Origin of the sequence: Streptomyces sp. NBC_00162, assembly GCF_024611995.1 — a bacterium.
Taxonomy (GTDB): Bacteria; Actinomycetota; Actinomycetes; order Streptomycetales; family Streptomycetaceae; genus Streptomyces.
Window position 1 is genome coordinate 4,013,201 of record NZ_CP102509.1, and the last position, 24,717, is coordinate 4,037,917.

Genomic DNA, 24,717 nt, shown 5'->3' on the forward strand with positions numbered 1-24,717 from the left:
CCGTCCTTCCATGCCTGGACTCACACCCGGACCCGTCTCCTCACACCCCCGCCGCAGGGTCGCGGTGGTCGGCGTCGCGCTCTCCGACTGCGGCCGGGTCGACGGCCCCACCCCGTACGCGCTGCACGCGCAGGCCGCCCGGCGCGCCCTGGCCGACTCGGGCCTCGACCGCTCCGTCATCGACGGCTTCGCCTCGGCCGGCCTCGGCACGCTCGCGCCGGTCGAGGTGGCCGAGTACCTGGGCCTGCGCCCCACCTGGGTCGACTCCACCTCGGTGGGCGGCTCGACCTGGGAGGTCATGGCGGCCCACGCGGCGGACGCGATCGCGGCCGGGCACGCCAACGCCGTCCTGCTGGTCTACGGATCCACGGCCCGCGCGGACATCAAGGCCCGGCGGCGCACCTCGAACCTGTCCTTCGGGGCGCGGGGGCCGCTGCAGTTCGAGGTCCCGTACGGGCACACGCTGATCTCCAAGTACGCGATGGCCGCCCGCCGCCACATGCACGAGTACGGGACGACGCTGGAGCAGCTCGCCGCGGTGGCCGTGCAGGCCCGGGCGAACGCGGCGACGAACCCGGACGCGATGTTCCGCGACCCGATCACGGTGGACGACGTCCTGTCGGGCGAGATGATCGCGGACCCCTTCACGAAGCTGCACTGCTGCATCCGCTCGGACGGCGGCTGCGCGGTGCTGCTGGCGGCGGAGGACTACGTGCCGGACACGGCGAAGGCCCCCGTCTGGATCCTGGGCACGGGCACCTCGGTGTCCCACACCACCATGTCGGAGTGGGAGGACTTCACGGTGTCCCCGGCGGCGGTCTCGGGCCGCCTCGCCTTCGAGCGGGCGGGTCTGACCCCGGCGGACGTGGACGTGGCCGAGATCTACGACGCCTTCACGTACATGACCCTGGTGACCCTGGAGGACCTCGGCTTCTGCGCGAAGGGCGAGGGCGGCGCCTTCGTGGAGAAGGGCCGACTGCTGAGGGACGGCGAGCTGCCGGTCAACACGGACGGAGGCGGCCTCTCGGCCTGCCACCCGGGCATGCGGGGCCTGTTCCTCCTGGTCGAAGCGGTCCGCCAGCTACGCGGCGAGGCGGGCGCGGGCCAGGTCACCAAACCCGGCGGCCGTCTGCCACAAGTGGCCCTGGCCTCGGGCACGGGCGGCTGGTTCTGCTCGTCGGGCACGGTGATCCTGGGGCGGGGCTGAGGGGGCGTTTCGGCGGGCGGGCGCGTGGTGTTCCATGGGCGGCATGAGCCGTGAGATCAGCAGCGACGAGTTCCGCGAGGCCCTGCACTCCCTGCGGGTGTGGGACACCCCGCTGCCCGGATTCGATGCCGGGGAGGCGCCCGACGAGCCGTTGGCGCTGTTCCGGGAGTGGTTCGTGCACGCCGCCGAGGCGGGGCAGGTGGAGCCGCACACCATGAGTCTGGCGACCGTGGACGGCGAGGGGCGGCCCGACGTGCGGACGTTGATGCTGCACGACGCCGACGAGCGCGGCTGGCACTTCGCCTCGCACGCCACCAGCGCCAAGGGTGTGCAGCTGGCCGGGCAGGCGGCGGCCGCGCTCGGGTTCTACTGGCCCGCCGTGGGACGCCAGGTGCGCATCCGGGGCCGGGTCGGGGCCTGCGGGCCGCAGGAGAGCCGGGCGGACCTGGCGGTCCGCTCGCGCGGGGCGCTCGCCGCCGCGCTCACGGGCCGCCAGAGCGAGGTGCTCGGCTCCCGGGAGGAGCTCGTACGGGTGTCGGCGGCCGCCTGGGAGCGGGCCGGGGCCGAGCCGGACGCCCCGGCCCCGACCTGGACGCGGTACGTGCTGGAACCGGACGAGGTCGAGTTCTTCCAGGGCGATGCCGCACGCAGGCACGTCCGGCTGCGATACCGGCGCACCCCGGCCGGTGACTGGGTCCGCGAACTGCTCTGGCCCTAGGCGGAGTCCGGAGAAGTGGCTCGCGGAGGCCGTTTGTGATCTCCCTACAAGGCATCGGCGTGATTTCCGGCGCAGGTGCCGCTCGTGAGGGGCTGCGCGCACTGGCGAAAATGATCATGATCGGCGGTCAGGCCGGTCATGACATCGCTTACGGGGGAAGTACATGCACAGCGGATACTCGGTCTTCGCAGAAACGATGGCCGACCTTACATACCCGCAGGTGGAGGCGGCCGCGGCCGCCGGCGCATGCGTCCTGCTACCCACCGGTGTCATCGAGCAGCACGGCCCCCATCTGCCGCTGGGCACCGACGCGTACGGCGCCTACCAGCTGTGCCGGATGGTGAAGGACGAGCTCGATCGGCACCAGGTACCGACGCTGATCGCCCCACCTGTTTTCTGGGGCGTCAATCAGGTTTCCGGTGCCTTCGCCGGGACGTTCCGCACACGCCCCGAAACCGCGGCCGCGCTGCACTTCGACATCATGGAGTCCCTCGCCACAGACGGGTTCCAGCACATCTTCGTGATCAACCACCAGGGCGACATCGCCCACAACCGGATGCTCCTCGACGTCGTGACCCGCCGACACGAGGAGGGCAGCACGGGAGTCGTCCTCATCGAACCCGACTTCATCGCCGACCGCCTGGGCGAGGCGGCGAAGACACCCGCTCTGGCCACGTTCGCCATGCAGCCGCTGTTCGAGGGCCTGGAACTGACCGGTGAACTCGGTGTCCATGCCGAAGAGATCGAGAGCGCGCTGATGATGCGCTGGTTCCCCGAGCTCGTCGATTACGACGCCATGGCCCGCCTCCGGCCGACAGGCCTCGGGCCGGCGGACCTGGCCGAGTGGCGGAAAGGCGGCGAACACGCCCGCAGCGTGACGCCACAGGGCTACTTCGGCGCGCCCAGCCCCGTCGACCCCTTCCTGTGGCGCTTCTACCAGCGCATGGCCCGTGCCATGGCCGATACCGTGACCAGCTCGCTCACCGCTCGACCCGAGGCCGTGCGGGGCGCTGCTCCGGGATCACCGCGCTGACCTCGGCTCGAAGACCGCCACGCTGATGCCGTCCGCCGCCTCGCGGAAGGTGACCGTCAGGGGCATTCCGATGCGGAGGTCCGGCGGGGCGCAGGCGACGATCTCCGTCATCATCCGCGGGCCCTCCGCCAGGTCGACCACCGCCGCCGTGTACGGGACGCGCGTGCCGAACGGCGGGAGGTCGTTGCGGTGGATCACCGACCAGGTGTAGAGGGTCGCGCGACCGCTCGCCGTCTCCCACGTCACCCGGTCCTCGCCGGCCCAGCAGAACGGGCAGAACTCCCGCGGGTAGTGGTGCGCCCGTCCGCAGTCCGCGCAGCGGCGCAGCAGGAGCCGGCCCTCGGCCGCCGCGTCCCAGTAGGGGCGGGTGAACTCGTCCGCCTCCGGGAGGTCGTACCGTACGCCGCTCACAGGAAGAGTCCGATCGCCGCGTCGAGGGACCAGGTCTGCCAGGACATGGCCAGGAGGGCGACCAGCGAGATGAGTGCCATCATCGCGTTCTGGCCCTGCTCGGCCCAGTCGTGGATCATCAGCACCAGGTAGAGCAGGTTCAGCAGCAGCCCGCCCACCAGGGCGATGGGGGTCAGGAAGCCGAGTACCAGGCCCAGCCCGAGGGCGAGTTCGGCGTAGACGACGAGGTACGCCATCACCTTGGGGCGCGGCTTCACGACCAGCTCGAAGCCGCCCTTGACGAAGGTCCAGCGGTGCTTGCCCGCGACGTCGGCGGCCCAGGCGATGCCGGTGCCGCGTTCGAACCAGCCCTTCTTGTCCTTGTGCCGCCAGCTCTCCAGCCACCACAGGCCGAGGCCTATCCGGAGCACGGCGAGCCATTCGGCCCCACTGAGCCAGATGGTCTGCATCGGCGGCCCCCACCCCTCTCGCGATCGACACGCACGATCTGACGGAACGTCAGTTCAGCGGATGCGGGGCGATCACGCAAGGCCTCCGCCGGCTACGGGTTCGCGAACAGCCTGCCGTAGCGGGTGATGCCGGCCGTCGGGGCGCCGGCCGCGCGCAGGGCGGACCAGAGGAGGACCTGGTTGGCCGTGAGGACGGGTCGGTCGAGGGTGGTCTCCAGGGCTTCGATCGCGCCGACCGCGCGGAAGCCGTTGCCGCCGACCACGACCGCCTCGGCCTCGTCGGGCACCCGCGGGGCCACCCAGTCATGGAGCGCGTCCGGCCGGATGAGCGCCTGGCCGCTGGGCAGGCCGCACGGGGCGGCGTACGGGACCTCGAATCCGGCGTCCCGGTAGTAGGCGCGGCCCAGCCCGGTCAGGTCCGCGTCGAACCACGGCGGATCGACGAGGCAGAGCCGGGCGACCCCCAGCACGCGCAGCGCCTCCACCGTCGCCGCGCAGGTGGCGACCACAGGCAGACCGTGGGCGCGCTCCCCCAGGCGGGCGAGCATCGCCTCCTCGCCGCGCGCGCCGATGACGTACGCCGAGCTGGTGAAGGCGAAGGCGATCCCCGCCACCGGGGCCGCGGCCAGCAGCTCGACGGCGTCGTCCACGTGCGGCGGCCCGGCGAAGGCCCGTACGGGGGCCAGTGGAATGGTGGGGTCCATCGCACCGCCGGCCGCCATGGCGCCGAACGGCACCCGAGCGGCGTGCAGGCCCACATCGGCCGGGGCCATGGCGCGCAGCTCCGACTCGGGTCCGACGTCGGCGTGCGGGGTGAGGACACCCAGGCGGACGCGTACGTCCCAGCCGTCGGGCTGCCACATCGGCTCCGGCTCCTCTCCCCGGCCCCCCGGCGAGCGGTCCCCTTCCAGCCTGCCACCGCCGCGTTCCGTGCGCCCGTGATCGATCCGCAATCGATTCCCCGCTTGACCGAGACCCATCAACTCAGCGTGGCGATACGATCACACCTCATGCCAGGAGTCCCCGCAGTACCCGACATGACCACTCAGCCCCGCCCCGTGTACGTCATCGGCGGCGGTCCCGGCGGGCTCGCCGCCGCCGCAGCGCTGCGCGCCCGCGGGGTCCGCGCCGTGGTCGTCGAGAAGTCCGACGAGGTCGGCGCGTCCTGGCGGCGGCACTACGACCGCCTCCACCTGCACACCACCCGCCGGCTCTCGGCGCTCCCCGGCCTGGCCATGCCGCGCCGCTTCGGCCGGTGGGTCTCGCGCGACGACGTGGTGCGGTACCTGGAGAAGTACGCCGAGTTCCACGAGCTGGAGGTCGTCACCGGCGTCGAGGTGACGCACATCGAAAGCAACGGGAACGACGGGAGCGGCGGCAACGGCGGCTGGACGCTGCACGCCACCGGCGGCCGGGTGCTCACCGCCGCGGCCGTGGTGGTAGCCACCGGGTTCAACCACACGCCCAGGCTCCCCGACTGGCCCGGCCGCGACACGTACACCGGGCAGCTGTCGCACGCCGCCGACTACCGCAACCCCACGCCGTACGCCGGCCTGGACGTCCTGGTCGTCGGCGTCGGCAACACCGGCGCCGAGATAGCCGTCGACCTCGTCGAGGGCGGCGCCGCCCGGGTACGGCTCGCCGTGCGCACCGCCCCGCACATCGTGCGCCGCTCCACCGCCGGCTGGCCGGCCCAGCGCACGGGGATCCTCGTACGCCGGCTGCCCGTGCGCCTCGTGGACCGGCTGGGCGCGCTCGTCGCCCGGGTTTCGGTCCCCGACCTGTCGGCGTACGGGCTCCCGCGGCCCGGCACCGGCCTGTACAGCAGGGTCGAGGAGGGGGCGATCCCGGTCCAGGACGTCGGCCTGATCGACGCGGTCCGCGCCGGGCGGGTGGAGCCGGTGGCCGCCGTGGAGGCCTTCGACGGCGCGGAGGTGGTGCTCGCGGACGGCTCGCGGATCACCCCGGACGCGGTGGTCGCGGCGACCGGATACCGCCGGGCCCTGGAGGGTCTGGTGGGCGGGCTGGACGGAGTGCTCGACGAGCGCGGGCGGCCCCGTACGCTCGGCGCCCACACGCCCGCGCACGCCCCCGGCCTGTACTTCACCGGCTTCTCCAACCCCATCAGCGGGATGTTCCGGGAGATGGCCCGGGACGCCGAGAAGATCGCCAAGGCTGTCGCCCGCCACCTGCGCACCCCGGCCTGAGTCCGGCCGGAACGGCACTCTGGACCGCCGCCGAGCGGATCTGACACCGTTCCACACACCACCTCCACCACCTTTCCTGCGCAGCCCTGTTCCTGACGGCACGTCAGTTCAGTAATCTGACTACACGTCAGTTATTGAGTTCCATCGAGGTTCATCGAGCAGGAGCGGGCGGAACGATGCTTGGATCTACTCACGGCACCCTCACCACCGACTTCCGCGCACGTGTCGAGGCCTGCGGGGAGTCCCCCAGAACGGCCGTCCACTCCTCGGCGGCGCCGTCCGCCGAGGACGCGGTCGCCATGGACGTCAGCGGACGGCCCCTGCACTCCGACGTCCCCGACCTGGACCGGTTCTTCCGGCCCGAGTCGGTCGCCGTCATCGGCGCCTCCGATGCCGAGGGCAGACCGAACACCGGCATCACCCGCCAGCTCATGGCCTGGGCGCAGCGCGTCGGCGCACGCATCCATCCCGTGCACCCGACCCGCGAGAGCGTCTTCGGCCTGCCGTGCGCGCCCTCGGTCGCGGCGCTGCCCGAGCAGGTGGACCTCGCCGTCCTCCTCGTCGCCGATCCGCTCCCCGTCATCGAGGAACTGGCCGAGACCAAGGTGAAGTTCGCCGTCGCCTTCGCCTCCGGCTTCGCCGAGACCGGGGACGCGGGCGCCGCCGCCCAGGCCCGCCTCACGGCCGCCGTCGGCCGCTCGGGGCTGCGCCTGCTGGGCCCCAACACGAACCTCAACGCCTTCGAGAGGTTCCGCGACGACCTCACCGGACCGGCCATCGCGCTGATCACCCAGTCCGGCCACCAGGGACGGCCCGTCTACACCCTCCAGGAGCTGGGCATCCGCCTCTCCCACTGGGCGCCGACCGGCAACGAGGCGGACCTGGAGACCTCCGACTTCATCTCCTACTTCGCCGAGCAGCCCGAGGTCGGGGCGATCGCCTGCTACGTGGAAGGGCTCAAGGACGGCCGGTCCTTCCTGCTCGCCGCCGACCGGGCCGCGCGCAACGGGGTCCCGGTCGTCGCCGTCAAGGTCGGCCGCACCGAGACCGGCGCCCGGATGGCCGCCTCCCACACCGGGAAGCTGACCGGCGCGGACACCGTCGTGGACGCCGCCATGCGCCAGTTCGGCGTCATCCGCGTCGACGGTCTGGACGAGCTCCAGGACACCGCCGCCCTGCTCGCCCGGGCCCGCAGGCCCAAAGCCGAGGGGGTCGTCGTCTACTCCATCTCCGGCGGCACCGGCGCCCACTTCTCCGACCTGGCGACGGAGGCCGGACTCAGCCTCCCGACCCTCTCCCGGGCCAAACAGGACGAGCTCCACCAGTGGATCCCGGAGTACCTGAACGTCGCCAACCCCGTCGACAACGGCGGCCACCCGGTCGGCGACTGGCGCGGCCGCAAGATCATCGACGCGATCCTCGCCGACCCCTCGGTGGGCGTGCTGATCTGCCCGATCACCGGGCCCTTCCCGCCCATGAGCGACAAGCTCGCCCAGGACCTGGTGGACGCGGCGGAGGCCTCGGACAAGCTGATCTGCGTGATCTGGGGCTCCCCGGTCGGCACCGAGGAGGCCTACCGCAGCACCCTGCTCGGCTCCTCCCGCGTGGCCACCTTCCGCACCTTCGGCAACTGCATCACCGCCGTCCGCGCCTACCTCGGCCACCACCGGTTCACCACCGGCTACCGCTCCCCCTTCGACGAGGCCCCCCGCACGCCCTCACCCTCGTACCGCAAGGCGCAGGCCCTGATGCGGCCCGGGCAGCAGCTCAGCGAGCACGCGGCGAAGCAGCTGCTGCGGGCGTACGGGATCCGGGTGCCGCGCGAGCAGCTCGTGACGAGCGCGGCGGCCGCCGTCCGCGCGGCCGGCCTGGTCGGCTACCCCGTGGTCATGAAGGCCTCGGGCCCCCAGCTGGGCCACAAGACGGAACTGGGCCTGGTCAAGATCGGCCTGACCTCCGCGAGCCAGATCCGCGACGCCTACCGCGAGCTCACCGACATAGCCCGCTACGAGAACGTCCCGCTGGACGGCATCCTGGTCTGCCAGATGGTCGAACGCGGTGTGGAAATGGTCGTCGGCGTCACCCAGGACGACCTCTTCGGGCCCACCGTCACGGTGGGGCTGGGCGGGGTCCTGGTGGAGGTCCTGCACGACGCGGCGGTCCGCGTGCCGCCCTTCGGGGAGAACCAGGCCCGCGCGATGCTCACCGAACTGCGCGGGCACGCGCTGCTGGAGGGCGTACGGGGAGCACCCCCGGCCGATGTCGACGCCCTGGTGGAGGTCATCCTGCGGATCCAGCGGATGGCGCTGGAGCTGGGTGACGAGCTCTCCGAGCTGGACATCAACCCGCTGATGGTCCTCCCCCGCGGCCAGGGGGCGGTCGCCCTGGACGCCCTCGCCATCTGCCGCTAGGGAGTGTCGTCAAAGTAGCGTCGGCCGCCCGAAGGGCGGGGCTGGCGGGGCCTGGTGCGTGCGATCGCAAGGCGGAGGAGGGAATCGACGCGGAGCGTCGGTGACCGACGACAACGCGGCTGGGGGTCCCCCCGGACGGAGTCTGGGGGAGTGCGTGCCAGGCCCCGCCAGCCAGACGGGACTTTGACGACACGACCTAGGGGTCCCCACCATGAACGGGAGTTCACCCATGACCCGCACCCCCGAGGACGAAGTCCTCCACCGCATCGACAACGGCGTCTCCTGGATCACCCTCAACCGGCCCGAGGCCATGAACGCCGTCACCTGGGACCAGCGCGAACGCATCATCGCGCTACTAGCGGACGCCTCCGCCGACCCCGGCGTCCGGGCCGTCGTCGTCACCGCCACCGGCAAGGGCTTCTGCGCGGGCGCCGACCTGCGCGGCGCACCGGCCAGCGCCGAACGCGTCGCCGGTGACGTGGCCCGCATGATCCGCCTCGGCGCGCAGCGCCTGATCACCGCGGTCCTCGACTGCGAGAAACCGGTCATCGCCGCCGTCAACGGCACGGCCGCCGGCATCGGCGCCCACCTCGCCCTCGCCTGCGACCTGGTCATCGCCGCCGAAGAGGCCCGTTTCATCGAGGTGTTCGTCCGCCGCGGCCTGGTCCCCGACGGCGGGGGCGCGTACCTGCTCCCCCGCCTGATCGGCCCGCAGAAGGCCAAGGAGCTGATCTTCTTCGGCGACGCCGTCCCCGCGGCCGGGGCCGAGCGCCTCGGCCTGGTCAACAAGGTCGTCCCGGGCGGGGAGCTGGAGGCCGCCGCCCGGGAGTGGGCGGAGCGCCTCGCGCAGGGCCCCACCCGGGCCCTCGCCCTGGCGAAGCAGCTGGTCAACGCTTCCCTGGACGGCGACCGGGCGGCCGCGCTGGCCGCCGAGGCCACCGCACAGGAGATCAACATGGGCACGGCCGACGCGAACGAGGGCGTGGCGAGCTTCGTGGAGCGCCGCACGCCCAAGTACCTCGGCCGCTGAACGCTACATCCGGGGGTCGGGCTTCAGCAGGGCGAACACCGCGCCCGCCGGGTCGGAGGCCCACGCGATCCGGCCGACTCCCGGCACGTCCGCCGCCGGCATCATCACCGCACCGCCGTTGCCCTCGATCGTGGAGACGGTGGCGTCCACGTCGGCGACGTTGAAGTACGGCACCCAGCGCGGGATCATGGCCGACCCGCCGCCCGCGCCCTCGCCCTGGGGTGCGACCCCGCCGAACGAAGTGAGCTGCTTGTCGCCCTCGGCGAGGCTCAGCACCCGGTACGTCATCCCGGGCGCCTCCATCTCCTCGTGCCGCCACCCGAACAGCCCGTAGTAGAAGGAGATGGCCGCGACGGGGTCCGGGACGTGCAGTTCCACCCACACCAGGGTGTTCTCGGCGGAGGCCAGCCCCAGCCCGCCGGTCTTGCCCGGCTGCCAGCTCGCGAACTCAGCACCCTGCGGGTCGGTGAACTGGGCCAGCCAGCCCTCGCCCATGACGTCCATGGGCTCCATCCGCACCGTCCCGCCCCCGGCCTTGACGGCCTCGGCGGTGGCCCGGATGTCGGTGCTCTGGAAGTGGGTCATCCAGGCGGACGTCGCCCCCTCCTCGGTGAGCGGGCCCAGGGCGGCGACGGTCTTCCCGTTCACGTGGAAGAAGCCGTACCCGCCCGCCTCGGGCCCGGCGGAGACGAAGTTCCAGCCGAAGACGGCACCGTAGAAAGCGGCGGCCGCGTCGGTGTCGGGGCTTCCGAGGTCGAGCCAGTTGGGTGATCCGGTACGGAAGTCGGTGCCGAGCATGAAATGCCTCCTACGGGTCCGGCGGTACGAGTCCGCCGGCCACGATGCCGACCCCCCGAGTGCCGGCGGGCGTACGGTCCCCTGGCGGGCCGGGGTTTCACCCGTGCGGAGCAAAGGGGCCGACCGCGGCTTCAGATCCCCACGCGTTCCAGCGCCGGCAGGAACTGGTCGTAGAACCCCACCTTGATCTGGAGGGAGCGCCGCTCCACTTCCCTGAAGGAGTCGGCCGCCCCCTCGCCGCCGCTGCCGAGGAACGCCCACACCCGGGTGGCCAGGCGGTCGGAGTGGCTCGTGGCCAGGAGGTTCGCGGTCGCGAGCGAGGTCCCCTTGGCGTCGTGGGAGTGGTGCGGGTAGTAGAAACGCGACCCGTCCTGCGTGAGCACGGGTTCCATGCGCTCCCACAACCGCCCGTACTCCACGGAGACCAGGATCTCGCCCCAGAAGCGCAGGATCGTCAGCACGCGCAGGTCGGCGTCGTCGTGGGTACCGGCGTCGGCGATCAGGTCGAAGGTGGCGTCGATGGCCCGCTTGGTCGCCGGGGTCGGCCTGGTGTGGACGAGGGCCTCCCTGGAGACGCCGAGCCGGTACATGTCCGCCGTCATGTCCTCGCGGTGGGACCGCATCCCGTGGCTGTCCGGATACTCCTCGCGCAGGATGACCCGGGCGATCCGCAGCCCCTCCTCGTCGCGCAGGAGATCGATCGCCAGGTCGTAGGCCGGGGTGAACGCGAGCGAAAGGAAGCGCCGCTGGAGGAGGATCGCGGTGAAGTCCTCGTCCGAGAGCTGCGCGATGTTCGCCAGTACCGGGTGCTGCGCGTACCGCTCGATCAGTTCGTCCTCGAACCGGTCCAGTTCTTCCACGGCCGTTACCTCTAATTCATGGTGTCGATTGATCTTTGCCAGTCACGGAGATCGACATCGCGGCCGATGCCCCACAACTTGTCCAGCTCACCCTGAACTTCCCGGCCCATCGCCGTCTCGCACCCGTCGATCTCGAGCTGGGTCGACTGGATGGCGAGCCGGCCGTGCAGGAACGAGCTGACCAGGTAGCGCTCGTCGGCCTTGTACACGGCGATCGACGGCAGGGAGTTGTACACCCGCACCTGGAGCATGTGCCGCAGCTGCGGCGGAACCTCGTCGTAGACGGATTTGAGGATCTGCAGGCTTCCCCTCACGTCCACCCCCCGGCCGGGCTCCCCGACCTGTAACGCCCGGTCGCGCAGGTCCGCCACCAGTGACGAAGGGTGCAGCAACAGGATGCGCACCTCTGTCCGCCGTTCGGCGACGGCCCTCGTCAACTCGCTCTTCAACTGCTCGAGGTTGGGTATCCAGGTCTGCAGGATGGACACCTCCCGCCGAGCGTTCTTCAGCAGCTCGAGGAAGGCCGCCTCGGGGAAGGTCGGGTGCACCCTCGCCACGCCGTCGTAGCGCTCGCGCCGGAGCTGGCCCTCGATGCCGTCGATGTCGAGCCTGGAGATCTGCGCGTTCATGGTGTCGAGCACCTTCAGGCGATCGAACTCCATGAGGAGGAAGAGCGTGACCGTGCTCAGGATGAGCAGCGTGATCTTCGGGAGCGTGCCCCCGGGAGCCATCTTGTCGAGCCACCCGAGGACGTCGGCGAGCAGGACCGCGATGCCCGCCACTGCCATCGCACCCAGTGCGATCCGCTCGGCCCGGTTGCGAAAACCGCTCCCCATGCCCACCCCAGCCCCCGACGTCGCTGTCGTTGGCGACGACTGTACACAGGCACTCCCGCGCGCATGCCGGAAGGCCATGTCTCGTTGATCACAGGGGAGTTGGGAACCGAACCGGGCTCTGGAGAAGCACCCCGGGGCGGACTGCTCCCGCACCACACTTCCAATCTGACGAACCGTCAGCTTCAATCATGGGTGTGATGGGACACGCAGGGATGGCGGCCACCGTCGTCCGATACCTCAGGTCAGTAGGCTCCCCCACCTCCGCCTCGCCGGAGCCGGGACCCGAGCCCGTCGACGTCCTGCCCCGCCCCGATCTGCGGGCCGTCGGCGCGGACGAGCGCGCGCCGGTCTCCCCCGCCGAATTCCGGGCCGTGCTCGGGAACTTCGCCAGCGGGGTCACCGTCATCACCGCGCCGCCCGGCGAGGACGAGGAGGGCCCGGCCGGCTTCGCCTGCCAGTCCTTCGCCTCGCTGTCCCTCGACCCGCCCCTGGTCACCTTCATGGTGGCCCGTACGTCGACCACCTGGCCGCGGATCGCCCGCGCCGGGGTGTTCTGCGTCAACATCCTGGGCGCCGAACAGGGCGAGCTGTGCCGGTCCTTCGCCGTCAGCGGCGCGGACAAGTTCGCCGGGGTCACCCACACCCCGGCCCCCGTCACCGGGTCTCCGCAGCTCGACGCCGTGCCCGCCTGGATCGACTGCCGGATCCACGCCGTCCACACCGGCGGTGACCACCTCATCGTGGTCGGCAAGGTCGTGGCCATGGGCGCGGCGGGCGAGGGCGACCCGCTCCTCTTCCACAAGGGCCGCTTCGGACGCCTGGCCGGCTGACGACTCCGTCGGCCGGCCAGGCGGTCCCGGCACCACCCCGGCTAGAACGTGAGGACCCCGCGCGCCACCCGGCCGTGGTGGGCGTCGTCCGCGGCCTTGGCGAAGTCCTCGACCGGGTAGACCTCCGTCACCAGCTCGTCGAGCAGCAGCCGGCCCTGCCGGTAGAGCTCGGCGTACAGCGCGATGTCGCGCTGCGGGCGCGAGGACCCGTACCGGCAGCCCATGATCGTCTTGTCCAGGTACATGGACGAGACGAGGAACGAGGCCTCCTCCGTGAACCCGGGCACGCCGAGCAGGATCGCCTGCCCGTGCCGGTCGAGGAGGTCGATGGCCTGGCGGATCAGCTTCACGCTGCCCACGCACTCGAAGGCGTGGTCCGCGCCGGTGGGCAGGATCTCCTTCACCGCCGCCGAGGAGTCGGCGACCGCCGAGGCGTCGATGAAGTGCGTGGCCCCGAACTGCCGGGCCACCGCCTCCTTCGCCGGGTTCGCGTCGACCGCCACGATCGTCGTGGCCCCCGCGATCCTGGCCCCCTGGAGCACGTTCAGCCCGATCCCCCCGGTGCCGATCACGACCACCGACTCGCCGCGGTCGACCTTCGCCCGGTTCAGCACCGCGCCCACGCCCGTCAGCACCCCGCAGCCGATCAGGGCCGCCGAGGTCAGCGGGATGTCGTCCGGGATCTTCACCGCCTGCACGGCCTTGACGATCGTCCGCTCCGCGAAGGCCGAGTTGGAGGCGAACTGGAACAGCGGCTTCCCGCCCCGCGAGAACGGCTGCCCGGGCATCCCGATCGCCTTGCGGCACATCGTCGGCCGGCCCCGGTCGCAGTCCGCGCACGCCCCGCAGTTGGCGAGGGTGGACAGCGCCACGTGGTCCCCGGGCGCCACGTGCGTGACCCCGGAGCCGACCGCCTCGACCACCCCCGCGCCCTCGTGCCCGAGCACCACCGGCGGCGGGAACGGAATCGTCCCGTCGATCACCGACAGATCGCTGTGGCACAGCCCGGCCGCCGCTATCGCGACCAGCACCTCCCCGGGCCCCGGGTCGCGGATCTCCAGGTCGTCGACCACCTGGGCCTGCTTGCCGTCGAATACGACGCCTCTCACCGGAACTCCTTCAGGATGCGCCGACCCTCAGGCCGGAGAGAATTCGGGTAACGACACGCACACGCTGCGTGGCAATGTTGTTGATCGCGGAGCGAGAACCAAGCCCGCACAGCAACTCCTTCCACAACTTCATGCGTCCGGGCTGGTTTCAACCCGACTGGTGTTGATCGCGTAAGACTCGATGGCTCGCTGGGCGACCGAGCAGCGTGAACCAGGAATCCCCCTCGTCTATGACGTGGGGGAGGATTCAACTGGACTCCTTAGGCAGGCCGAGCACGCGCTCGGCGATGATGTTGCGCTGGATCTCGTCCGAGCCGCCGTAGATCGTGTCGGCACGGGTGAACAGGAAGAGCCGCTGCGCCTCGTCGAGCCCGAGCTCGTACGGGAGCCCGGGCGCCCAGGCCGGCGGACCGGCCGAGGCTGCCGCGCCCCGGACCTCCACCGCCAGCTCGCCGAGCCGCCGGTGCCACCCGCCCCACAGCAGCTTGGCCACGCTCGGCGCGCCCGCGTCACCGGCGGCGCCGAGCGTCCGCAGCGCGTTCCACCGCATCGTGCGCAGCTCGGCCCACTGCCGTACGAGGCGCTCCCGCACGGCCGGATCCGGAGCGCCCGAAGCCGCGTACGCCGCCAGTACGCGCTCCAGCTCCGCCGCGAAGCCGATCTGCTGGACCAGGGTCGAGACCCCCCGCTCCAGGGCGAGGAGTCCCATGGCCACGGTCCAGCCGTCGCCCTCCGCGCCGACGACCTCGTCGGCCACCGCCCCGTCGAAGAACACCTCGTTGAACTCCGAGGTCCCCGACATCTGCCGGATCGGCCGCACGTCGATCCGGCCCGGCTGGTCCATCCGTACGAGCAGGAAGGACAGCCCGCGGTGGCGCCGGGACCCCGGCTCGGTGCGGGCCAGTACGAAGCACCAGTCGGCGTCCTGGGCGAGGGAGGTCCAGATCTTCTGGCCGGTGATCCGGTACGGCCCGGCCGCGCCCCGACCGGGTTCCCGTACCGCCGCCGTACGGATGCCCGCGAGGTCGGAGCCGGCGTCCGGCTCGCTGTACCCCTGGCACCACAGCTCCTCCCCGCGCGCGATGCCGGGCAGGAAGCGGTCCCGCTGCTCCCGGGTCCCGTAGGCGATGAGCGTGGGCGCGAGGAGGTTCTCCCCGATGTGGCCGACCCTGCCGGGCGCGCGCAGCGCCGCGTACTCCTCGGCCCACACCACCTGCCCGGTCAGCGAGAGCCGGCGGTTCCCGTACCCCTCGGCCTCCCAGCCCTGCCCGATCCAGCCGCCCCGGCCCAGCTCGCGCTCCCACGCGCGCCGGGCGCCGACCCCCTCGTGTTCGCTGCCCGGCCCGCCGAGGCCCCGTGCCCGCGCGTACGGGCCCACGAGGTGCTCCACCAGCCACGCGCGGGCGCGACCGCGCAGCTCCTCGTCCTCGGCCCCGAAGCTGAAGTCCATCCGGTCTCCCGCTCCTCTACGCGTTGGGGCGGTCCTTGGCGGCCGCCGCCTTGGCCATGGCCTCGAGCTGCGCGAGCATCGGCATCGGGTCGGTGCCCACCGTCCCGGGCAGGAAGTCGGCGATCTTCTCCGGGGTCCAGGAGCCCTCGGCGTACCCGGCGCGCAGTTCGCGCGGCTGTGCCCAGACGGCGATCTTCGGGCCGGCGATCGTGTAGACCTGCCCGGTGATGTCCTCCGCCCTGGCCCGGTCGCTGAGGAGGTAGGTGACGAGCGCCGCGACGTCCTCGGGCTCGCCGATCTCCTTGAGCTCCATGGGGACGTTGGCGGACATGCGGGTGCGGGCGACGGGTGCGACGGCGTTGGCCGTGACCCCGTACTTGGCCAGGCCCAGCGCGGCGGACCGGACGAGGGAGATGATCCCGCCCTTGGCGGCGCTGTAGTTGGCCTGGGCGACGGAGCCCTGGTGGTTGCCGCTGGTGAAGCCGATGAGGGTGCCCGAGCCCTGTCGGCGCATGACGGCGGAGGCGGCGCGGAAGACGGTGAAGGTGCCCTTGAGGTGGGTGGCGACCACCGGGTCCCATTCCTCCTCGGACATGTTGAAGAGCATCCGCTCGCGCAGGATGCCCGCCACGCACACGACGCCGTCGATGCGCCCGTACCGGGCGAGCGCGGTGTCGACGATGCGCTGGCCGCCCGCCATGGTGGAGATGTCGTCGGCGACGGCGACGGCCTCGCCGCCGGCGGCCTGGATCTCCTTCACCACGCCGTCGGCGATCTCGCTCGTCGGCTCGCCGCCCCCGATGCCCACCCCGTAGTCGTTGACGACGACCTTGGCGCCCTCGGCGGCCGCGGCGAGTGCCACGGCCCGCCCGATGCCCCGGCCGGCGCCGGTGACGGCGACGACCTTGCCTGACAAGAAGTTCCCCACGTCCGGCCCCTTCCCGCGTTTTCTGACGGACCGTTAGATTCTATGGGGAGTCAGATGCACCTGCACAAGCCCTCGTTGCCGTTTCCACGCAAGGAGCTGTTGAGGCCCATGTCACTGCCCGCCGAGTTCCACGACATCGCCAAGCGCGTCAACAACTGGGGGCGCTGGGGCGCCGAGGACGAGATCGGCACCCTGAACCTCGTCACCGACCAGGTGGTCCGGGCCGCCGCGGCGGAGATCCGTACCGGCCGCCGCATCCCGCTGGCCCTCCCCCTCAAGGAGGACGGGGTGCAGGCCGGGTTGATCCCCGGCCGGATCAACCCGCTGCACACGATGGTGCAGATCAACCAGGAGCTCTTCGGTCCGGGCACGGTGGCGTGCAGCGACGACGCCGTGACCATGGGACTCCAGGCGGGCACCCACTGGGACGCCCTGACGCACGTCTCCCACTCGGGGAAGATCTACAACGGCCGCCCGGCCTCCTCGATCACCGCGCACGCGCGGTCGGAGTTCAGCGGCATCGACAAGGCCGGGCACATCGTCTCGCGGGGCGTGCTGCTGGACGTGGCGCGCGCCAAGGGCCTGGACCGGCTGCCCGGGGGTCACGCGGTGACCCCGGAGGACCTGGCCGAGGCGGAGGAGTTCGGCGGGGTCACGGTCCGCCCGGGAGACATCGTCCTGGTCCGCACGGGCCAGATCCAGGTCTACCTGGCGGGCGACAAGCACGGCTACGGCTTCCCCTCCCCGGGGCTGTCCGTCCGCACCCCGGAGTGGTTCCACGCCCGGGACGTGGCGGCGGTCGCGAACGACACGCTCACGTTCGAGATCTTCCCGCCGGAGATAGAGAATCTGTGGTTGCCGGTGCACGCCCTCGACCTGGTCGAGATGGGCATGCACCAGGGCCAGAACTGGAATCTCGAAAAGTTGTCCACAGCCTGTGCAGAAGATAACCGGTACGCCTTCCTCCTCTCCGCCATGCCGGAACCGTTCGTCGGCGGCACGGGCACCCCGGTGGCTCCCGTGGCCATCCTCTGAGGTCAGGAGGCTGCGACGGCGCGTCGGGCGCCGACGACGATCCGTACCGTCGCCGCGGCGGTGAGCAGGAGCACCGCGCCGAAGGCCGTGAGGGTCGCGGTGTCCGGGTGGATCAGGGACTGGCCGCGGGCGGCCTGCCAGGTGACGACCGCGACCAGGCCGCCGTAGCCGAGCGCGATGCTGCCCACCAGGCGGGCGCGGGCCCGCTCGTCCCGCAGCCAGGCGTGCCGGGCGGAGAGGGCGGTCAGTGCGACGGTGAGCAGGAGCAGGACCTGGATGCCGTGCAGGGCGAAGAAGTGCGGGACCCGGAAGTCGCCCCCGGTCGCGCTCCAGTTGGTGAGGAACATGCCGTGCCCGTCGGGGTCGCCGATGCCGTGGCCCTGGTACATCGGGACGTCGGCGCCGTTGGCGTCGGTGACGGTACGGGGGTGCGTGGCGGTCACCATCCAGTAGATCGGGATGAGCATGCCGGCGGTGGCGAGGCCGAGCCCGGCCCGGATCGCCCGGTTCAGGTCCGGTCCGCCCGTGCGCTGGACCAACACCGCTGTCGCGACGATCAGTTGCGCGATGGTGATGACCAGGACGCCGAAGGTGAGGACCGGTACGAGGGCCAGGGCGACCGGGTCGCTCTGGTCGGCGTTGAAGTGGCTGAAGGTGCCGCGTGCCGCCTGCAGGGTGATGGCGCCGACCTCGGCGGCCACGGCCAGCGCGAAGACGGTACCGACCCACCGGGCGAGGCGCCTTCCCTTGTTCAGCTTGGTCAGCAGCCAGGCCAGCGTGCCGGTGTAGAGGGCGAAGGCGAAGCCGAACTTCATCGGCTTGACCCATACCGACTCGCCCAGCAGGGTCCGGCTGTCCACGGCCGTTCCGACGGCGCAGAGGAGCATGAGGCCCGTCATGAGGGCCGCGCAGATCAGCAGCGGGCGGTGGCACGTGCGCCAGGCGGTGCGCCAGGCGGTCCCCCGGGGGGAGTTGGCGGGTTCGAGCAGCGATGTCATGGGAGTCCCCTTGCGACGGTCGGCACGGCCAGGGCGGTCGGCATGGCCGGTGCGGTCGGCGCAGCCAGGGCGGTCGGCGCGGCCGGCGTGTGCGGTTGAGTGAGGCGGTCCGCGCCGGCCCGCTACAGCGGCGCCTCGTCCCCCGCCGGGAACGGCCCGCCGTGACCCGGGACGATCACGTCGGATGCCTCCAGGACACGAAGGCGCGAGGTGCGCAGGACGTCCCGGTCCGGAGCCACCGGGTCCTCGGCCGGACCGTCCGGGCGCCACCAGAGGTCGCCTGCGAAGGCGATCACGCCGTCGGCGGTGCCGGCGAGGAGGGTGATGTCCTCGGGGCTGTGCCCCGGGGTGCGGATCAGGCGCAGGGAGTCGGTGAGTTCATGGCCCTCGGCGTCCCGGTCGGTCCACTGGTCGTTGCGGTACTCCGCCTTGTGGTCGTGGACCCATGCCTGGGGGAACAGGCCCACGTTCATGGTGTTGTCGGGGTGGTGGTGGCTGAGCACGACGTCGGTGATGTCGTCCGGCCCCAGGCCCAGTTCCGCGAGCGGGCCGAGGATGCGGTCGCGGTGGGCCACCATGCCGGGGTCCACGATCACGTGCCGGTCGCCGTCGGTGACGTACGAGACGGTGGCCGCGACCCCGGGGCCGGTGGAGGTGGTGTAGCCGGTGGTCAGGACGGTGTACACGGCGCTGCGGCCGAGGGGCTGGTTCGTCATGGCTCAAGCCTCGCGCCCCGGCCGACTGTTCACGAGTGGCTCTTCTGCCCATGATCGCGGGTTTCGTGCCACACCGCGTGCCGCGCGGTCATCGGGCGGCGGCGGGGCCGGTCGGCGGAGCAGGATTGTGAGCCAGTCGGCCGGGGCATGTCCCTCCCGTCGAGCGACGACGGGCATGGGGGGACATCATGCGGATACGCGTCTCAATGGCACAGGGCGAAGATTCCGACGAGATCAAGTCGCTGTACAGGTGGCTGTCCAAGGACCCGGACGTCACCGATGCGGCGGAGCTGTCGCTGGTGGGGGACACGGCGGAGCCGGGGTCCATGGGCTGGGACATGGACACCATCAACGTGGTGGTGTCGAACTCCCTGGCCGGGCTGAACGCCGTGATCGCCGCCATCACCCTGTGGCGGCACACCCGCACCACCGGCACCACCGGGTCCCGCGCTGTTCGCGTCGACACGGAGGACGCATCGGTCGTACTCGCCGACGACAGCGGGGAGAGCCCCGAAGAGCTCGCGGCGCGGCTCGATCCGACCGGCCGCGACAACTCCGGCGGAGACCCCCGGGGCCGTTGATGGCGGAGATCAGACTGGCCGACCCGTCCGCCTCGCGTGCGGTGCTCGCCGGAATCTGGGACTACGAGCACATGGAACCGCTCCCGGCGGTCGCCCGCAACGTGACCGGCCTGGCCGACACCCTGGCAGACCCCCGCATCTGGGGTCTGCCTCGGCAGAACATCAGCATCGTCCAACCAGGAGACGTGCGGGACGGGTTCATCCGCACCATCACGAAGGCCGCCGAGGAGGCCACCGACACGCTCCTGGTGTACTTCGCCGGCCACGGGATCAACGACGACTTCTCCGACGAGCTGTACCTCGGCCTGCCCGGCACCCGTGAGAACGAACTGGACACCGCCCTGCGCTACGAGTTCATCAGCCGACGGCTGCGACCCGGCGCCGCCAAGGCCAAGCACGTCGTCGTCATCCTCGACTGCTGTTTCAGCGGCCTGGCGGTGAAGGCCGGGATGTCGGCGGGGCAGCGTCTGGCCGATCTGGCCGCGATCTCCAGCAGGGCCGTGTTCACCGCGTCCGCCGAGACGAAGCGGGCCATGGCCCCCATCGGCGCCGCGTACACCGCGTTCACGGGTGTGCTCCTCGACCTCCTCGACCATGGCATTCCGGGGGAACCCGAGCTGCTCACCATGCAGACCCTGCATGTCCACGCACACACCCTCCTCAGGAACCAGCGACCCGAGCTGGGCTCCCGCGGCGGGGGCGGTCTCGTCTGCATCGCGAAGAACACGCAGCCCGCCACGACAGCACCGGCATCGCGCACCCCGGTCGTCGTGATTCCGGCGCAGCCGCCGGAACTGCCCTCCCGGATGCCCGCGCTGATCAGGCAACTGCTGCTCGGCCGCCACGGGCGCATCAAAGGACTGACGGTGGTCGGGCCCGGTCTGCCGACCCCCGCCTGGCTCACCAAGGAGCGCCCCTGGTTCGGGCTGGCGAAGGACGAGGAACTGATCGGGGTCTGGCGGTGGCCCGCCAAGCCGCTGTTCTTCCCCCGGCGCGGCTGCCGCCTGCTGTTCACCAGCCGCGGGGTGCGCATCCAGCAGGACAGCTCCCGGATGATGTTCCCGTACACCAACTTCAAGGACACGTACTTCAGTTCCTCGTCCTCGGTTCAGCCCAGCTACTCGATGGAAATGGGCGACGTCTACTACGCACAGATGTCGATCCGCGACGCGAGCCAGTCGTGGCACTCACCCGATCTCGGTGCCGCCAGTGCGGTCGTGCACGGCCTGGCCGCCGCCCTTGAGGAGATCAAGGCGATCGCCACTGGATCGGCCACCAGAACCACCACCGGCAACGGCTGAACGGGCGGCCGCGGGACGGCCCCGGCCGGGCCGCGCCCCACGGTCATTCGGGCCTCCGCACCGTGGAACCATGAGGTGTCCATGACGCGTCACCGTTCGCGCGTCACATCCCCGGACACACCACCCTCACCACAGGAGGACCCATGGCCAACCCCTACGCGGTAGCGCCACCGCCCCCGCCCCAGCCCCCCAGGCGCCGGTCGAACGGAGGCATCGCCGGCTTCATTGCCGTCGCCCTGGTCATCGCCGGCATCTACGGCGCCTCCCATTGGCTCGGCAAGGACGACGGCAAGCCCAAGGGGTCCGCCTCCGCGACGACGTCCCCGTCCGCCAAGCCCTCGCCCAATCCCTCGGACTCCGGGAACCCCGAGTCCTCCTCCGACACGTCGAGTTCGTGGAAGGTCGGCGACTGCGGCGGCCCCGACCCGGACAACAAGCCCGACGGCTACCGGCCGCAGAAGTGCACCGCCACCGGCGCCTCCTTCAAGGCGATCGACATCAAGGACGCGAGCATCCTCCCCGGCTCGATCCAGTGCCCGCCCGGCACCGACCTCATGATCGAGGTGAGCATCTCCTACGGCAGCAGCAAGAAGGGCGGCATCCCCACCAACACCGTCTGCGGCCGGAACCTGTCCAACGACCACCCCGGTGACCCGGGCGCGGGCGGCGGCCAGCTGGTGAAGGGCGACTGCGTGACGGACCAGGCCCAGGAAGTCCCCTGCGCGGGCGGCGGTTCGGGCACGTACAAGGTGCTCGGCCTGGTCAAGACGAAGAGCGAGTGCCCGTCGGGCACCAGCGAGCCCATGGAACTGACCATGTCGGTAGGCCGCCCCTACGACGTGATCTGCGCCGACGCATAAAGGCTCCCCGAGGGTCAAAAATGGGGGCCGCTTGACGCGGCCCCCTTTGTTTTCTCCTCTCGGCTCAGCCGAGTAGTGCCCTGACGGCATTGATCACGGGAACTCCGGCTTCTCCGACCAGCGTCGCGATTCCGGAGAACGTTCCGAGCAGTCTCCTGAAACGGTCTTCGGGGGGATTCGAATTGAGCTCCTCGATTGCCGCGTCCACCTCCGCCCGGTCGCCTTCACCCAGGTGCTGTCGCATCGCCCGGACTTCCGCGAGAAGGGTCTCGATGGCCGATTCCCCGGCTTCCGGGCCGCCTGCTCGCTTTCCGCCGGCCACGATGTCACCGGAGCCGGTGTGCTCCGCCTTGCCGATGCTCCCGGCCCCGTACTGCGTGTAGCTGTCGCCGCTCATCAGCGGGTCCCGATGTTGCCGGAGCCGCTGTGCTGGGCCTTGCCGATGCTCCCGGCCCCGTACTGCTCGATGTGGTCGCCCATGACGGCGTGCCGCACGTTGTAGACCACCTGGGCGGTGTCCGGGCGGCCGATCGCCTTGGTGATCTCCATGACGAGGGCCTGGATCTCGCTGTGCTCCGTGGACCACACGGCGTCGCGCTGCGTGCCGGAGGTGTTGAGGACCAGGCCGTACAGCGGCGGCTTGCCGATGAGCGCGACGAGCCGCCAGATCAGCAGACCCAGCACGGCGACCAGCAGGATCACTCCGACTTCGCCGACCGCGGCCGCCACGATCCCGCCGATGACGAGAGTGATGAGAGCGCGGGCGATGAACTTTCTCCAGGCCGCACCCTTGTCGACTTCCAGCATGCGCTGCCCGACGTGGGAAATGTTGCGCAATGGATAGGCCTCACCGTTGACCCACAGCACACCTTCCTGCACTCGGACTTCGACGGTCGATTGGCTAGGCGCCATGTCCCGCCCCCTTGCCTGATTCCGGTGTTGTCGGCACGAAGTGTAGGGCGAGCTCGATCGACCAAGTAGGGATTGGACAACTTCGACTTAGTGATGATCGATTACTCATTCCGCTTGACACTCGCGCCGCTGAATTCGAGGGCGTGAGGACCTGCGGGTGGCGGCGGTGCGCATGCACGCCCCGAGCGCGGCACGGCAGCCGCCACCCCGCGACCCGCACTCGTCAAGGCCTGCCCTTGGCGTCCCCTCGCGTCGAATCGCTCCACACCAGGGTGATCAAGATGTGACGGATCGTCAACACCTCGTTAGAGGTACACGCGCGGTTCCCGCCCGGGAGTGTGAATTTCCGAGGGGCCGCCGGAGGCCGCGTCCGCGGACTTCTCCGCGCGGTCGATCTCGCACCAGATCCGCTTGCCCGCACCCTCGCGCTGCCAGCCCCAGCGGTCCGCCAGGCCGTCCACCAGCTCCAGGCCGCGCCCGCCGGTGTCGTCACCCGCCGCCTGCCGGCGGTCCGGCGCCCGGTCGCTCGCGTCCGCGACCTCGACCCGCACCCCGGGCCCCCCGAACAGCATCCGCAGCACGGCCGGACAGCCCGTGTGCACGACCGCGTTCGTGACCAGCTCGGAGATCAGCAGGATCAGCGTCTCGGCGAGCGGTTCGTCATCCCCTATGCCCGACCCCGCCAGCCGCGACCGGGCCCACCGGCGCGCCCGGCCGACCTCGGCGGGGTCCGGTCCTACCTCCAGCTGAACCTGAAGCACCTGCACCGCTCACACCATCCGAACCGGCGGACACTTCGCCTCGCGACAGGATGGAATCACCCACTGTGATCCCCTTGCGGAGCAGCATGGTTGACATACAGTCACCACAACAAGCGCTTCGGGCATATTCCCGCGCGAAGGAGTGGGCGTGGTGCATACTGTGCGACGCCTGCGCCGCTCAACCGCTCGCATTCGTGGGAGCGTACCGGAGCGACCCCCCGACTCCGGTCCGTAACGAGGGGGGCGAAGGACACAAACCGATATCAACTCTCCGTAATCGGACATGAGTCCCGCGCCTTCCCTCCCGTAACAGACGGCTACGGCGCCGAACCCAGCAGTTCCGCCGCCAGCAGCTCCTCCGCCTCCGCCGCCGTACACCACTGCTGCGCCCGCACCCACGCCCGCTTGAGGTGCAGATGGACGTCCGCCTCCCACGTGAAGCCCATCCCGCCGTGCACCTGGAGGCAGTCCCGGGCATTGCCCACGGCGGCTTCGTCCGCGAGGAGCTTGGCCGCCGCGATCTCCGCGTCTCCCACGGCGCACTCCGCGGTCACCGCCGCCGTCACCGCCGCCGTCACCGCCGCCGGCACCGCAGCCGTCACGGCCGCCGCGTAGACCGCCGTACGGGCCACCTCCGCCCGCACCAGCATCTGCGCGCACAGGTGCTTGACCGCCTGGAACGCCCCGATCGGCTGCCCGAACTGCTCGCGCTCGCCCGCGTACCGCACCGCCAGCTCCACCGTCCGCAGCGCGCTCCCGACCTGGAGCGCGGCCGTCAGCAGCGCCCCCTCCGAGCGGTACGCGGAGGAGTCCCCGTACGAGACCACCCGGTGCAGCGGGGTCAGCGGGTCCGCCGAGCGCACCGGTGAGCCGGCGGGCATCCCGGAAGCGCCCAGGACCGCCTCCGCCTCCCCCAGGTACGCGACCAGACCGTCCCCCAGGTCGAAGGCGGTGACCACCGTGGTCCCGGCCGCCGCCCCCGGGACCACCCCGGCCGCCAGGTGCGTGGCCACCAGCGGCCCCGGTACAAGCGCCCGCCCGGCCTCCTCGAAGACGAGCACCGCCTCCGGCAGCCCGAGCCCGACCCCGCCGTCGGCCTCGGGCAGCCGCAGCGCGAAGAAGCCCGCCTCGCCCAGCTCCCGCCACAGCCCGCGGTCCACCGCGGCACCCGTGTCCACCGACGCCCGCAGGGCCTCGCGCCCGTACCGGCCCGACAGGAGGTCCCGTACGCCGGCCCGCAGGTCCCGCTGATCCTCGGTCGGCTGGAAGTCCACGC

General features: G+C 71.4%; 26 protein-coding genes. 11 read left to right on the forward strand and 15 right to left on the reverse strand.

The window, feature by feature from the left end; all coding sequences use genetic code 11:
- Nucleotides 1–10: 10 nt before the first annotated feature.
- The 3 genes from JIW86_RS18600 to JIW86_RS18610 all read left to right on the forward strand — a co-directional run bounded on the left by JIW86_RS18600 (nucleotide 11) and on the right by JIW86_RS18610 (nucleotide 2,958).
- On the forward strand, nucleotides 11–1,207 hold the full coding sequence (locus tag JIW86_RS18600; protein WP_257554911.1) for a thiolase C-terminal domain-containing protein: 1,197 nt from the start codon (nucleotides 11–13) through the stop codon (nucleotides 1,205–1,207).
- Nucleotides 1,208–1,250: 43 nt separating this feature from the next.
- Nucleotides 1,251–1,925, forward strand: a complete 675-nt coding sequence (locus JIW86_RS18605; RefSeq protein ID WP_257554912.1) for a pyridoxine/pyridoxamine 5'-phosphate oxidase — start codon at nucleotides 1,251–1,253, stop codon at nucleotides 1,923–1,925.
- Nucleotides 1,926–2,121: 196 nt separating this feature from the next.
- On the forward strand, nucleotides 2,122–2,958 hold the full coding sequence (locus JIW86_RS18610) for a creatininase family protein (protein ID WP_257554913.1): 837 nt from the start codon (nucleotides 2,122–2,124) through the stop codon (nucleotides 2,956–2,958).
- Here the strand turns inward: JIW86_RS18610 and JIW86_RS18615 are convergent.
- From JIW86_RS18615 to JIW86_RS18625, 3 genes are all read right to left on the reverse strand, one after another.
- Nucleotides 2,947–3,369, reverse strand: coding sequence for a Zn-ribbon domain-containing OB-fold protein (locus JIW86_RS18615; RefSeq protein WP_257554914.1), 423 nt, complete (start codon nucleotides 3,367–3,369; stop codon nucleotides 2,947–2,949). The two genes, JIW86_RS18610 and JIW86_RS18615, sit on opposite strands and share 12 nt — an antisense overlap.
- Entirely contained in the window at nucleotides 3,366–3,818 is a 453-nt protein-coding gene (locus tag JIW86_RS18620; RefSeq protein ID WP_215139481.1) for a DoxX family membrane protein, read from the reverse strand. The genes JIW86_RS18615 and JIW86_RS18620 overlap by 4 nt, the downstream gene beginning before the upstream one ends.
- Nucleotides 3,819–3,910: 92 nt before the next feature.
- A complete protein-coding gene (locus JIW86_RS18625) occupies nucleotides 3,911–4,681 on the reverse strand; it encodes a maleate cis-trans isomerase (protein WP_257554916.1) in 771 nt (256 codons plus the stop codon).
- A 174-nt stretch (nucleotides 4,682–4,855) separates the two neighbouring features.
- On the opposite strand from JIW86_RS18625, the gene JIW86_RS18630 reads away from it, so the two are divergent.
- The 3 genes from JIW86_RS18630 (at nucleotide 4,856) to JIW86_RS18640 (ending at nucleotide 9,466) form a co-directional block, all read left to right on the forward strand.
- Nucleotides 4,856–6,025 (forward strand): flavin-containing monooxygenase, encoded by a 1,170-nt coding sequence (locus tag JIW86_RS18630; protein ID WP_257554917.1) that lies wholly within the window; start codon nucleotides 4,856–4,858, stop codon nucleotides 6,023–6,025.
- A gap of 176 nt (nucleotides 6,026–6,201) precedes the next feature.
- Nucleotides 6,202–8,436 carry an acetate--CoA ligase family protein gene (locus JIW86_RS18635; RefSeq protein WP_257554919.1) on the forward strand — a complete coding sequence of 745 codons (2,235 nt, stop codon included), beginning with the start codon at nucleotides 6,202–6,204 and terminating at the stop codon, nucleotides 8,434–8,436.
- Nucleotides 8,437–8,665: 229 nt separating this feature from the next.
- Nucleotides 8,666–9,466, forward strand: coding sequence for an enoyl-CoA hydratase/isomerase family protein (locus JIW86_RS18640; protein WP_257554921.1), 801 nt, complete (start codon nucleotides 8,666–8,668; stop codon nucleotides 9,464–9,466).
- Between the two features lie 3 nt (nucleotides 9,467–9,469).
- Here the strand turns inward: JIW86_RS18640 and JIW86_RS18645 are convergent, their stop codons facing one another.
- The 3 genes from JIW86_RS18645 to JIW86_RS18655 all read right to left on the reverse strand — a co-directional run bounded on the left by JIW86_RS18645 (nucleotide 9,470) and on the right by JIW86_RS18655 (nucleotide 11,960).
- Nucleotides 9,470–10,264, reverse strand: a complete 795-nt coding sequence (locus tag JIW86_RS18645; RefSeq protein ID WP_215139486.1) for a VOC family protein — start codon at nucleotides 10,262–10,264, stop codon at nucleotides 9,470–9,472.
- Between the two features lie 131 nt (nucleotides 10,265–10,395).
- The gene (locus tag JIW86_RS18650; RefSeq protein ID WP_257554922.1) at nucleotides 10,396–11,124 is read right to left on the reverse strand and encodes a hypothetical protein; all 729 of its coding nucleotides are present in this window, start codon (nucleotides 11,122–11,124) and stop codon (nucleotides 10,396–10,398) included.
- Nucleotides 11,125–11,135: 11 nt separating this feature from the next.
- Entirely contained in the window at nucleotides 11,136–11,960 is an 825-nt protein-coding gene (locus JIW86_RS18655) for a hypothetical protein (RefSeq protein ID WP_257554924.1), read from the reverse strand.
- A 212-nt stretch (nucleotides 11,961–12,172) separates the two neighbouring features.
- On the opposite strand from JIW86_RS18655, the gene JIW86_RS18660 reads away from it, so the two are divergent.
- Complete coding sequence (locus JIW86_RS18660; protein ID WP_257559357.1) at nucleotides 12,173–12,790, forward strand: flavin reductase family protein; 618 nt, start codon at nucleotides 12,173–12,175, stop codon at nucleotides 12,788–12,790.
- Between the two features lie 41 nt (nucleotides 12,791–12,831).
- Here the strand turns inward: JIW86_RS18660 and JIW86_RS18665 are convergent, their stop codons facing one another.
- The 3 genes from JIW86_RS18665 to JIW86_RS18675 form a co-directional block, all read right to left on the reverse strand.
- Complete coding sequence (locus tag JIW86_RS18665) at nucleotides 12,832–13,899, reverse strand: Zn-dependent alcohol dehydrogenase (protein WP_215139489.1); 1,068 nt, start codon at nucleotides 13,897–13,899, stop codon at nucleotides 12,832–12,834.
- A gap of 247 nt (nucleotides 13,900–14,146) precedes the next feature.
- On the reverse strand, nucleotides 14,147–15,349 hold the full coding sequence (locus JIW86_RS18670) for an acyl-CoA dehydrogenase family protein (RefSeq protein ID WP_257554925.1): 1,203 nt from the start codon (nucleotides 15,347–15,349) through the stop codon (nucleotides 14,147–14,149).
- A gap of 16 nt (nucleotides 15,350–15,365) precedes the next feature.
- Nucleotides 15,366–16,277, reverse strand: coding sequence for an SDR family oxidoreductase (locus JIW86_RS18675; protein WP_215139491.1), 912 nt, complete (start codon nucleotides 16,275–16,277; stop codon nucleotides 15,366–15,368).
- A gap of 108 nt (nucleotides 16,278–16,385) precedes the next feature.
- Between JIW86_RS18675 and JIW86_RS18680 the strand changes: the two genes are divergently transcribed.
- Nucleotides 16,386–17,312 carry a cyclase family protein gene (locus tag JIW86_RS18680; RefSeq protein ID WP_257554927.1) on the forward strand — a complete coding sequence of 309 codons (927 nt, stop codon included), beginning with the start codon at nucleotides 16,386–16,388 and terminating at the stop codon, nucleotides 17,310–17,312.
- Between the two features lie 2 nt (nucleotides 17,313–17,314).
- Here JIW86_RS18680 and JIW86_RS18685 read toward each other — a convergent pair whose 3' ends face one another.
- Together JIW86_RS18685 and JIW86_RS18690 are read right to left on the reverse strand one after the other, a co-directional pair.
- Nucleotides 17,315–18,310 (reverse strand): hypothetical protein, encoded by a 996-nt coding sequence (locus JIW86_RS18685; protein ID WP_257554929.1) that lies wholly within the window; start codon nucleotides 18,308–18,310, stop codon nucleotides 17,315–17,317.
- A gap of 122 nt (nucleotides 18,311–18,432) precedes the next feature.
- Nucleotides 18,433–19,026 (reverse strand): MBL fold metallo-hydrolase, encoded by a 594-nt coding sequence (locus JIW86_RS18690; RefSeq protein ID WP_215139494.1) that lies wholly within the window; start codon nucleotides 19,024–19,026, stop codon nucleotides 18,433–18,435.
- A 206-nt stretch (nucleotides 19,027–19,232) separates the two neighbouring features.
- Between JIW86_RS18690 and JIW86_RS18695 the strand changes: the two genes are divergently transcribed.
- From JIW86_RS18695 to JIW86_RS18705, 3 genes are all read left to right on the forward strand, one after another.
- The gene (locus JIW86_RS18695; protein ID WP_257554931.1) at nucleotides 19,233–19,607 is read left to right on the forward strand and encodes an effector-associated constant component EACC1; all 375 of its coding nucleotides are present in this window, start codon (nucleotides 19,233–19,235) and stop codon (nucleotides 19,605–19,607) included.
- A complete protein-coding gene (locus JIW86_RS18700; RefSeq protein ID WP_257554933.1) occupies nucleotides 19,607–20,908 on the forward strand; it encodes a caspase family protein in 1,302 nt (433 codons plus the stop codon). Before JIW86_RS18695 ends, JIW86_RS18700 begins: the two co-directional genes overlap by 1 nt.
- A 143-nt stretch (nucleotides 20,909–21,051) precedes the next feature.
- Complete coding sequence (locus JIW86_RS18705; protein ID WP_215139497.1) at nucleotides 21,052–21,768, forward strand: hypothetical protein; 717 nt, start codon at nucleotides 21,052–21,054, stop codon at nucleotides 21,766–21,768.
- A 64-nt stretch (nucleotides 21,769–21,832) separates the two neighbouring features.
- On the opposite strand, the gene JIW86_RS18710 is transcribed toward JIW86_RS18705, so the two are convergent.
- The 4 genes from JIW86_RS18710 to JIW86_RS18725 form a co-directional block, all read right to left on the reverse strand.
- On the reverse strand, nucleotides 21,833–22,165 hold the full coding sequence (locus JIW86_RS18710; RefSeq protein ID WP_257554936.1) for a hypothetical protein: 333 nt from the start codon (nucleotides 22,163–22,165) through the stop codon (nucleotides 21,833–21,835).
- Complete coding sequence (locus JIW86_RS18715) at nucleotides 22,165–22,680, reverse strand: DUF6232 family protein (RefSeq protein ID WP_257554938.1); 516 nt, start codon at nucleotides 22,678–22,680, stop codon at nucleotides 22,165–22,167. The genes JIW86_RS18710 and JIW86_RS18715 overlap by 1 nt, the downstream gene beginning before the upstream one ends.
- 305 nt (nucleotides 22,681–22,985) lie before the next feature.
- Nucleotides 22,986–23,447 carry an ATP-binding protein gene (locus JIW86_RS18720; protein WP_215139500.1) on the reverse strand — a complete coding sequence of 154 codons (462 nt, stop codon included), beginning with the start codon at nucleotides 23,445–23,447 and terminating at the stop codon, nucleotides 22,986–22,988.
- Between the two features lie 311 nt (nucleotides 23,448–23,758).
- Nucleotides 23,759–24,715, reverse strand: a complete 957-nt coding sequence (locus JIW86_RS18725) for an acyl-CoA dehydrogenase family protein (RefSeq protein ID WP_257554939.1) — start codon at nucleotides 24,713–24,715, stop codon at nucleotides 23,759–23,761.
- Nucleotides 24,716–24,717: the final 2 nt, after the last annotated feature.